Origin of the sequence: Leisingera sp. MMG026 (assembly GCF_021654205.1) — a bacterium.
In the GTDB taxonomy this organism is placed as follows: domain Bacteria; phylum Pseudomonadota; class Alphaproteobacteria; order Rhodobacterales; family Rhodobacteraceae; genus Leisingera.
Map to the genome: position 1 here is coordinate 36793 of NZ_JAKFZM010000034.1, position 8758 is coordinate 45550.

Sequence of the window (8758 nt, forward strand, 5' to 3'; positions counted from 1 at the left end):
TGAGGGGTCAGCGCTTGCGCACTTCCAGCCCTTGGGCGCGCAGGGCATCCGCGAGCTGATCGGCCACCTCCTGGCCGACTTCCGGGGCGAGGAAATCCAGACCCTCGCGTTCCATTTCTTCAACCGCACGCAACAGCCATGGGTTGCCCTCACGCGCAGGCTGCTTGACGGACTTCACGGGATGGCGGGCACCTTTCCAGTGCAGCGCCTTGCCCTTTTTCGGCTTGATGGTGATGGCGGGGCGGCCATCATGCACTGGCCGCGCATAGGGTGTGTTGACGGACAGGATCGCATCATCCTGCCCATAAGGTTCCACCACGTGGGCTTTGCGCAGATCCCCCGTGCGAAAGGGCACGTTGCCCTGCCGCGTTGCGATCTCGCGCAGTTTTTCGGCGATCTGGAGAGCCATGCGTTGCAGGTTGAGGCTCATGACAGCACCTCGACACCCAGGCCGCCCGCGCCACCGCCAGGCTTGGCGCGCCCGTCAGCAGCCAGGGCAACGGCCCAGAACAAATCCCCGTGGCCATCGTCGTTGCGCTCGGCGTCGTATTTGATGGTGGTGCCGCTGGCGATCTTCTGGATGGAGTGGAGCTGCGCCAGCACATCCGGGTCATTCGGCAGCAGCAGGCGGCGTTCCTCGGCCAGCTTCAGCATGTTGAGCGCCAGCTTGGCCTTGCGCTGTGCGGAGAACCAAACGCCCTCAAACCGTTCCGGCGCACCCCTGTGCAGCTCCTCGGCCAGTTGCATGCCCATGCCGGTTTTGTCGATCTTCCAACTCTCGATATCGAACCGCCCGTCAACCTCATGGATGCGGCCTTTCTGCGCATCAAACGGCAGGCCTTTGTGCATTTCCTGGTGGATCAGCGCGAAACGGTCTTTCCACTTCTTGCCATCGGCCTCCTGACCAACCAGGGCGATGGCCGTGCGGTCATTGATTCGGCCCACGTCGATACCGCCGCGCAGCCGTCCGAAATTGTCCCTGATGATGCGTTCTGAGGTGAGCGAGTGCAGCAGTTCCCAGGACAGCAGCGCCGAGCCGTTTTCGGCCCATTGGCACTCGTAGAACATCGCCCAGCTTTCGCTGTCGAACAGCATGCGCAGTTCGTCCAGGCCGCCAGGCAGCGGCATGCCCTGGGCAATGGCATCCTCAATTGTGTACGTCCTGCGCCACCAGTGATTGTGCTTGTTTTTGTGATTGGTGGCGACTTCCCAGAACAGCGAACCCGGCAGGAAGGGCGTTGAGAACACCGTGACCCGCCCGCCAATCGCCGTGATAGACGGGATCACCGCCGCCCAGAGCATGCGCTGATTGCGCACCCAGGCGAACTCATCCAGCCAGACATCACCCGGCCAGCCCTGGGCCGTGCGGAAGTTGGTCGACACCGCCACGATGTCAGACCCCATGACGGTGATCTTGTTGGCCTTATCCTCCTCCAGCAGCACCTCCAGCCGTTCGGCATGGTGGCGCACGTAGTTGAGGATGATTTGGGCCTGCCGTTCGGACGCGGAAACCACGATCTGCGGGCGGCCGGCCATCGCGCCCAGGAGCACCGCCAGGCCCACCACGTAGGAGAACCCGATCTGCCGGGCTTTGAGGATGATGCGGAACCGTTCCTCGCTTTCCAGGAACTCCCGCTGGTACTCATAAAGCCCGTATTCCTGGTCAGTTACCTGCGCCAGGGCGGTTTCGCACACAGCCCTGGCCACCTTGGGGCGCGGCTTGGGCTTGGGCGCGTTTTTCTGCATGCGCTCCAGCGTCTTGGACAGCATGGCCAGCCGTTGTGCCTGGGCGTTACTGGGGTTTTTCACGCGGGTGAGGCGCAGGATCTGGGCCTCAAGCCCTTGGGTTGTCTCACGCCGGTTGCGCAACTCGGCAGACCAGTCCCCGGCCTTGACCCATTCGCGCACGGTGCGGTCCGAACAGCCGATGCGCCCGGCAATCTCGGACGTGCTGTCACCGGCCAGATATTCGGCCAGCGCTTGCTCTTTTTGCGCGTCGGTGTATTTGGCAGGCCGCCCGCGCCGCTTGGATGTGCCAGAGACGCCCGGAGCGACTCCCTGAGCGGCCTTATCGCCTTTTCCGGGTGAAGGGTGCGGAGAGGTGCTTTCCACCGCTCCTGGAGCCTCTGAGCCGATCTTGTGGTTCTTGGGTTGATCTACCATAGCCGCGCAGCCCCTCAGAGCCGCGCCAGGAGGGCGGCAAGCGTGTCAATCGGATTAGCGGGTGCGCTGCGCTCTACCGGCCCTGTCGGGGCCGCCGAGCCGCCCTGCGATGCATTGCCCTGGTGCGGCAGCAGCGCCTTGGCTTCCTCCGGCGTGAGGATGCCTGACGTGACCAGTCCGGGCAGATCCTCGGCGTCATCCTTGGGCGGGGTCAGATCCAGCGGACGGAACAGAACTTCATTCGGCCCCAGGGGCTTATCCGTGTCACCGGGTTTCAAGCCCAGTTCCCGCAGCACCGGGCGGATCTGGTCCAGCATGCGGCGGCGTTTGGGCTTGAGGGTCAGGTGCTCGAAGGTGAAAAGCTGGCCCGACACCTCGCCGCCGCCGCCAAGCTGACCAGCGGTCATGATGCCCAGCATGCGCGGCGGCACGCCATGCGCTACCGGCATGCGGTCTCGCGCGGCGTCGATCAGCTTGAGGAAATCCCCGTCTTTGACATCGGAGGTGAGCTTTTTGATCTCAATCTCGCAATCCTCGCCAGCGGTCAGGATCAGGGTGCGGTGGGCGTTGTCCATGCCCTGGAAATCATTGCGGAAGAATTCCCGTACCGCATCCTTCTGTGCTGCTGTCGGGGTCGCGCCCTTGAAGGTGATGGCGTATTCCGGGATCGCGTTGTTTTTGAAGAATGAGGCGTTGTAGCGGGTGGCAGCATAGGCCAGCTCCAGCATGCCCTCGGCCCCGATCCAGGTGGGCAAGGCGTAGCGCCGCCCCATCGGGCAGGGTTCGCGCAAATGAATGATCTCATCGGCGGTGAAAGTGATTTTGCGTGTCTGGCCATTAGGCAGGCCAACACGCTGCATGAACCCGGCCCGATAGCGGCACATGGAGATCGCAGGCAGTCGGCGCAGGCCGATGATCCGTTCCCCGTCGCTGGAGCGGATCTTTTGCAGGAAGGCGTTGGCATAGGTTTCCAGATCCAAACCCAGCAGCGTGAACATCTCAGCCGCGCCGGTTTCGCACAGATCCTCAATCCGGTCGGCGCCACCAATCAGTCCACCGCCGAATGCGCTTTCCGCCTTGATCTGAATTGCGCGGCCATGTTCGGCGCTGGCGCGGTACAAAAGCGCCAGGTTGCGCGGCTCAATCGGCCAGAGGAACTCGCCATCCAGACCAGCCTCGGACCGGCTGGATAGCAGGCTTTCAACATCCGACTTCTGGACGGTGATGGTGACGGCATCGGCGTCATTCTGGGGGGCTGTATCTGTGCTCATGAGATGAGAGATACAGGCCGATCAGCGGCGGCGATATTCCCCTAAGCCATTGATTGTCAAGGTTCTGACACTCTCAACCGCACCCATCTTTCACGATGATTTCTAATCGGGCAAGACTGTTTTCAGAGATAATCGAAACCTGCCGGAGACAGCCCCTTGGCCCAGCTTAAAGACCTTTCCGTCAGCTTCCTTTCGCTGGTCGCAGCACCCGCGACGGGCAAGGGGCTGACCCTCAAATCCACCAAGCCTGGCGAACGCGCTGCCGCCTTTGATCTGGTGGTGAAGAATGACGACATGATGCGTGCCTACGGTGTTGTCTATGCGCCCGATCAGGAAGATGCGCACGGTGACACCGCAGATGCAGACACCATCCGCCGCGCTGCCACCGAGTTCATGCGCGAAGGCCGCCTCAAGAACATCGACACCGAACATTCCTTCACCGCTGAGATGGCCTTTGTGGCTGAAAGCTGGCTGGTGCGCAAAGATGATGCCCTGTTCCCGGATGAACCAGAGGGCGCCTGGGCCGTGGGCATCCAGATCGGCGATCCCGATCTTTGGAAACAGCTCAAATCCGGTGAGCTGACCGGCATTTCCCTGGCCGGGATTGCCCGTGTGCAGCCGGATGAGCCGCGCACCAGCTACACCGAAAAGGATGCAGAGACAGGCCTGGTGAAAGCTCTGCTGCGTGCGCTGACAGGCAAGAACACACCCCAAGACCCTACCGAGGAGACTGAAATGGATGAGAACCAAGTGCGCGGGATCGTGCGCTCGGAGGTTGGCCCCGCCGTGGCTGATGCCCTCAAGACCGCTGGTCTGAGTAAAGCCCCCGAGTCACCGCAGCAGCAGGCCGACGTTGAAAAGGCCGTCGCTGCTGCGCTCAAGGCCCACGGCATTGAGCCGGTGCAGGCTGAGCAGACCGACATCGAAAAGGCCGTTGCCGCCGCGCTCAAAGCGCATGGCATCGAGCCGAAAGCGGCAGGCCCTGACACAGCGCTGACCAAGGCCATCGGCACTCAGATTGAGGATGCCGTGACCAAGGCGCTGGCCAAGGGTGCAACCGAAACCGACCCGGTAACGGGCACCACCGAGGAGAGCTTCGCATGAGCGTCATCACCTTGAAATCCGGCTGGCGCGGGCATGATTTTGTGGCTCTGTCCAAGGGCCTGATTGAGCCGGAAGATCTGCGCAACGGCGGTGGCCTGACGCCCCAGGGCGCGGCTAAACTCATTTCGATGCTTTTTGCGGACAGCTTCCTGGCCAAAGTCACCACCATCCGGATGTCCAAGCTGACCCGCGATGTGGACGTGATGGACATCCTGCGCCGCCAGCTTGTGCGCGTGGCCCAAGGGCAGGAACCGGCTGATGATGATCTGACCGGCGCGGGCGAGTTCGGGTGCAAGTTGACCGCCCTGGACGCACAGCTTTTCGCCTCGCTGACCTTGGATTTCCTGCGGGAAAACAAAGACAACCCGAACCTCCAGAAAGAGGTTGAGAAAGGTTTCAACACCCGGCTGGGCAATGACATCGTTGATCTGGGCTTCAACGGTGTGGCCGACGACGGCGCTGGTGCTGACCGTGCGGCCAAGTTTATCCGGCTGAACAAAGGCTGGCTCCAGATCGCGCGGGAAGCCGACAAGACGCCCAAAAAAGTCATTGATCCGGCCACCGATGGCTGGGTGGCATCGCTGAAGACCATTCTGGACGCACAGGATGACCGGGCGCGCTCGATGTCAGCTTTCGTGATGAACGAAGCGGATGCCGATGAATACGCCGAGGAGATTAATGCGCCTGTAACTGGCCATGAAGTCCAGACCGCCAGCCCGGCCCGCCGTTTCAAGGGCAAGCTCATCGAAGCGCACCCGGACATGCCGCGCGGTTCCGTGATGTTCACCCCGCTCAAGAACCTGGTGCACGGGTTGCACACCACGATTGACCGTAACCGCGCCTATCACCAGCGCCGCCGCGCACTGGAATACACATTCGACATGGCGTTCGATTTCGAGATCGCGGTGAAGCAGTTCGCGGTTCTGGGTGAAGGCGCCTAATTCATGACTGAGGCCGCAGCCGTCACACCCGCAGAGATCCGGGCCTATGCAAACCTCCCCTCGGAGGTGCCCGAGGCTCTGATTGCCAAACACCTTGGCATCGCTGCGCGCGATCTGGTGCGTGCAACAGGGGTGGCGGCTGCGCCTGAAGGGCTGGACCAGGAATGGGCCGAGGCGCTCACCGTGTGCGCCCTTGCCAGCGTCTTTCCCTGGCTCAACACCTTTGCGCTGAGCGGCGCTGCCAAGGTGGGGCGCCTGGAAGGCTCTGTAGAATATCGCTTTTTGACCCCTGAGGAGGTCGAGGAGCAGGTGAACACCCTGACCACCCGCTTTGAGGAGCTGGTGGCGGTGCTCACCCCCGCCGAGGACGGCGAACCCGCCACAGACCAGGTGAGCCTTGGCATAACCTCGCTAATGTCGATTTGAGGACTGCACATGCGACTGCGTTCAGAAGCTGCAAAAGCCCTGCAAGCCCGTATGCAAGAGGCTTTCCCCGAAGCGCTCGAAACTGCCTGGGACACCAGCGCAGTGCTGGTCATGGTGGAAAACCTGAACTTCAAATCCGCCAGCGGTTACAAGGGGGATTGGCAGCGCAAGGCAAGTTTTGACGGGGTGCTGCGCGCTGAGCTGCGCACCGGAGATGTTGATAGTTCTTTGCCCGAGCTGCTGGCGGTTTCGCTTGCTGGAGATCCGGTCTTTGTGCGCCTGCCTGATCCGGGACAGACCGCAGTTGCCGAAGGTGAGGCTTGGCCCAAGGCCCGCCTGGTGTTCAAGGACTTGCGCGACACCGTGCGCGATCAAGCGGTGATTGGTGCACTGCGGTTCGATGTTTCCGGCGAAATCTGCCTTTACGCACCAGATCCGGGCCGCCCCGATGCAAAGCTGCGGGATGGGCTTGAGGAACGGCTGATCCTGGGAGACGCGGCATGAGCAGCAATCCCCGCCAGGATCAGAATGCAAATGAGCGCCGCCTAAGCAGCGTCATCGGTATGGGCAAGATCGTTGAGGTACGCCTGGAAGATTACACCGCACGCGTCAAAGATGGCGATCTGGTTACCGGCTGGCTGCGCATGGGCATGATGCGGGCCTTTGGGGCTGAGCAGACCTGGCCCTACACCGTCGGCGAGGAAGTTGGTTACGCCACGATCTCAGGCGATGCACAGGAGGGGTTCATCCTCTGCGCCCTGGCCAACGGAGAAAGCCCGGCTCACCCCGCTGCCAATGATCTGAAAATCCATTCAACCGGCAACATCCAACTGGTTGCCGAGGGCAATGTCACCATCCAAGCCGCAAGGATTGATCTGAACTGATGCCCGCAGTGACCCGCATAACCGATCAATGCACCGGCCATGGCTGTTTCCCGCCGCGCGCGGCAACGGGTGCCAGCGGCAATGTCTTTGCCGAAGGCCTGGGCGTTCACCGCCAAGGTGATGCTTGGGCACCCCATGGCTGCGGTATCTGTGTACCGCACGGCGGCGCTCTGGCCAGTGGATCGGGCACGGTGTTTGCCAATGGCAAGCAACTGGGCCGGATCGGCGACCCCGTGGATTGCGGGTCTGCCGCCGCTACTGGCGCATCAACCGTGTTTGCGGGGGGCTGATCATGAGCTTTGCAGGCATGGACATCGCCACCGGACGCCGCCTTTCAGGCATCGCGCATCTGCGCCAATCGGTTGAGACGATCCTGACCACACCCATCGGCAGCCGCGTCATGCGCCGGGATTTCGGTTCCCGCCTGCCTGAGCTGGTGGACAAGAACATCACGCAATCGCTCAAGATGCGCATGTTTGCGGCAACAGTCGAAGCCCTGCGCAAGTGGGAACCGCGCCTTGAGGTGCAGCGGGTCTTTGTCGAACCCAGCAGCGATGCGCAGCACACTGTCAGCCTGGCGATTGAGGGCATTTACCTGCCCAACGGACGCCCGGTCACGCTGGAAGGGATTGAGCTATGAGCTTCACAGCAATCAAGCTTGACCGGCTTCCGGCGCCGCAGATCATCGAACAGCCGGATTTTGAAACCATTTTCGAAGCACGCAAAGCGCGGCTGATTGAGCTTGCCGAACAGTCCGGCACGCCGGAATACGTTGCGGAGCTGCGGGCTGCATTGGAGCTGGAAAGTGAGCCGCTTGTGATGCTTCTGCAGGAGGATAGTTTCCGCGAGGTGCTGCTCCGCTCTGCTGTGCAGGATGCGGGCCAGGGCAACTTGCTGGCGTTTGCATCCGGTGCAGTCCTTGACCATATGGCGGCCTTCTACGGGGTTTCCCGCCAGGTGGTTCAAGCGGCTGATCCAGCAGCGAACCCGCCTCTGCCTGAAACCCTTGAAGATGACAGCCGCCTGCGTGCCCGCGTTCAGCTCGCGCCGGAGGGGTTCACAACTGCCGGATCACGCGGTTCCTACATCTTCTGGGCCTTGTCTGCCGCCCCGCAGGTCAAAGACGTTGCGGTGCTCGAAACCGCCACGCCAGGCGAGGTGCGCATTATCGTGCTTTCGACCGAAGGCAATGGCGCACCGGATGCGGCTTTGCTGGCAGCGGTGGAAGAGGCCACCCAGCCGCGCCGTCCGCTCACTGATCAGGTGATGGTGGAAGCCGCCGCGATCCAGGAGTTTCCCGTTGAGGCTGAACTGACGCTGTACGATGGCCCGGATGCAGATCTGGTGCGCCAGGCGGCGCAGGATGCGCTGGTGGCATTTTTGGACGAACACCACCGCCTTGGCCATGACATCAGCATTGCCGGGCTTTACGCCGCGCTTTACCAGCCCGGCGTCCAGGATGTGACGCTGACACAGCCCGCCGCAAACCTGGTCATTGCGGCAGACGCAGCCGCTTTCTGCACTGGCATCACCCTGACAGTGGGAGGGCGCGATGTCTGATCTGCCGACGCTTCTGCCCCCTAACGCCAACAGCACTGCGCACATCCTTGAAACCGTCATGGCTGAGCGGGTGCTGGGCATTCAGGCCCCCATCCACACCCTGTGGAATGCGGATACCTGCCCGGCAGAACTCCTCCCCTGGCTGGCTTGGGCCTTTTCCGTTGAAGAATGGGAGAATTGGTATTCCGAAGCCTACAAGCGTGAGATCATCCGGGTTTCCCTGGAGGTTCACCGGCTTAAAGGCACGCGCAATTCGGTGGAGATGGCGCTGTCCGCGCTTGGGTTCCGCATTGACCTGGTTGAGGGTTGGGAGGAAGGCGGCGCAGGGCACACGTTCCGCCTGGATGCCTATGGTGATGAGGTTGTTGCGGCAGGCCATGCGCTGAATACCAAGCTTTTGCAGACCGTT

Annotated in this window: 12 protein-coding genes; 9 read left to right on the forward strand and 3 right to left on the reverse strand. The window is 62.0% G+C overall.

Annotated elements, in window-relative coordinates; all coding sequences use genetic code 11:
• Positions 1-7 precede the first annotated feature (7 nt).
• From L1069_RS17280 to L1069_RS17290, 3 genes are read right to left on the reverse strand one after another with little or no spacing between them, the layout of a single operon-like run.
• A complete protein-coding gene (locus L1069_RS17280; protein ID WP_237456516.1) occupies positions 8-430 on the reverse strand; it encodes a hypothetical protein in 423 nt (140 codons plus the stop codon).
• Positions 427-2163, reverse strand: coding sequence for a terminase family protein (locus tag L1069_RS17285; RefSeq protein ID WP_237456517.1), 1737 nt, complete (start codon positions 2161-2163; stop codon positions 427-429). The genes L1069_RS17280 and L1069_RS17285 overlap by 4 nt, the downstream gene beginning before the upstream one ends.
• A 14-nt stretch (positions 2164-2177) precedes the next feature.
• On the reverse strand, positions 2178-3434 hold the full coding sequence (locus tag L1069_RS17290; RefSeq protein ID WP_237456518.1) for a phage portal protein: 1257 nt from the start codon (positions 3432-3434) through the stop codon (positions 2178-2180).
• A gap of 156 nt (positions 3435-3590) precedes the next feature.
• Between L1069_RS17290 and L1069_RS17295 the strand changes: the two genes are divergently transcribed.
• From L1069_RS17295 to L1069_RS17335, 9 genes are all read left to right on the forward strand, one after another.
• On the forward strand, positions 3591-4538 hold the full coding sequence (locus L1069_RS17295) for an XkdF-like putative serine protease domain-containing protein (RefSeq protein ID WP_237456519.1): 948 nt from the start codon (positions 3591-3593) through the stop codon (positions 4536-4538).
• Complete coding sequence (locus L1069_RS17300) at positions 4535-5479, forward strand: P2 family phage major capsid protein (RefSeq protein ID WP_237456520.1); 945 nt, start codon at positions 4535-4537, stop codon at positions 5477-5479. The genes L1069_RS17295 and L1069_RS17300 overlap by 4 nt, the downstream gene beginning before the upstream one ends.
• Before the next feature lie 3 nt (positions 5480-5482).
• Positions 5483-5905: a hypothetical protein gene (locus L1069_RS17305; protein ID WP_237456521.1), complete on the forward strand. Its 423-nt coding sequence runs from the start codon at positions 5483-5485 to the stop codon at positions 5903-5905.
• Between the two features lie 9 nt (positions 5906-5914).
• Positions 5915-6409 (forward strand): hypothetical protein, encoded by a 495-nt coding sequence (locus L1069_RS17310; RefSeq protein WP_237456522.1) that lies wholly within the window; start codon positions 5915-5917, stop codon positions 6407-6409.
• The gene (locus L1069_RS17315) at positions 6406-6789 is read left to right on the forward strand and encodes a phage baseplate assembly protein V (RefSeq protein ID WP_237456523.1); all 384 of its coding nucleotides are present in this window, start codon (positions 6406-6408) and stop codon (positions 6787-6789) included. The genes L1069_RS17310 and L1069_RS17315 overlap by 4 nt, the downstream gene beginning before the upstream one ends.
• Positions 6789-7079 (forward strand): PAAR domain-containing protein, encoded by a 291-nt coding sequence (locus tag L1069_RS17320; protein ID WP_237456524.1) that lies wholly within the window; start codon positions 6789-6791, stop codon positions 7077-7079. The genes L1069_RS17315 and L1069_RS17320 overlap by 1 nt, the downstream gene beginning before the upstream one ends.
• Before the next feature lie 2 nt (positions 7080-7081).
• On the forward strand, positions 7082-7429 hold the full coding sequence (locus tag L1069_RS17325) for a GPW/gp25 family protein (RefSeq protein WP_237456525.1): 348 nt from the start codon (positions 7082-7084) through the stop codon (positions 7427-7429).
• Positions 7426-8349 carry a baseplate J/gp47 family protein gene (locus tag L1069_RS17330; protein ID WP_237456526.1) on the forward strand — a complete coding sequence of 308 codons (924 nt, stop codon included), beginning with the start codon at positions 7426-7428 and terminating at the stop codon, positions 8347-8349. Before L1069_RS17325 ends, L1069_RS17330 begins: the two co-directional genes overlap by 4 nt.
• On the forward strand, positions 8342-8758 hold a 417-nt coding region (locus L1069_RS17335), incomplete at its 3' end, for a phage tail protein I (protein WP_237456527.1). The genes L1069_RS17330 and L1069_RS17335, both read left to right, overlap by 8 nt.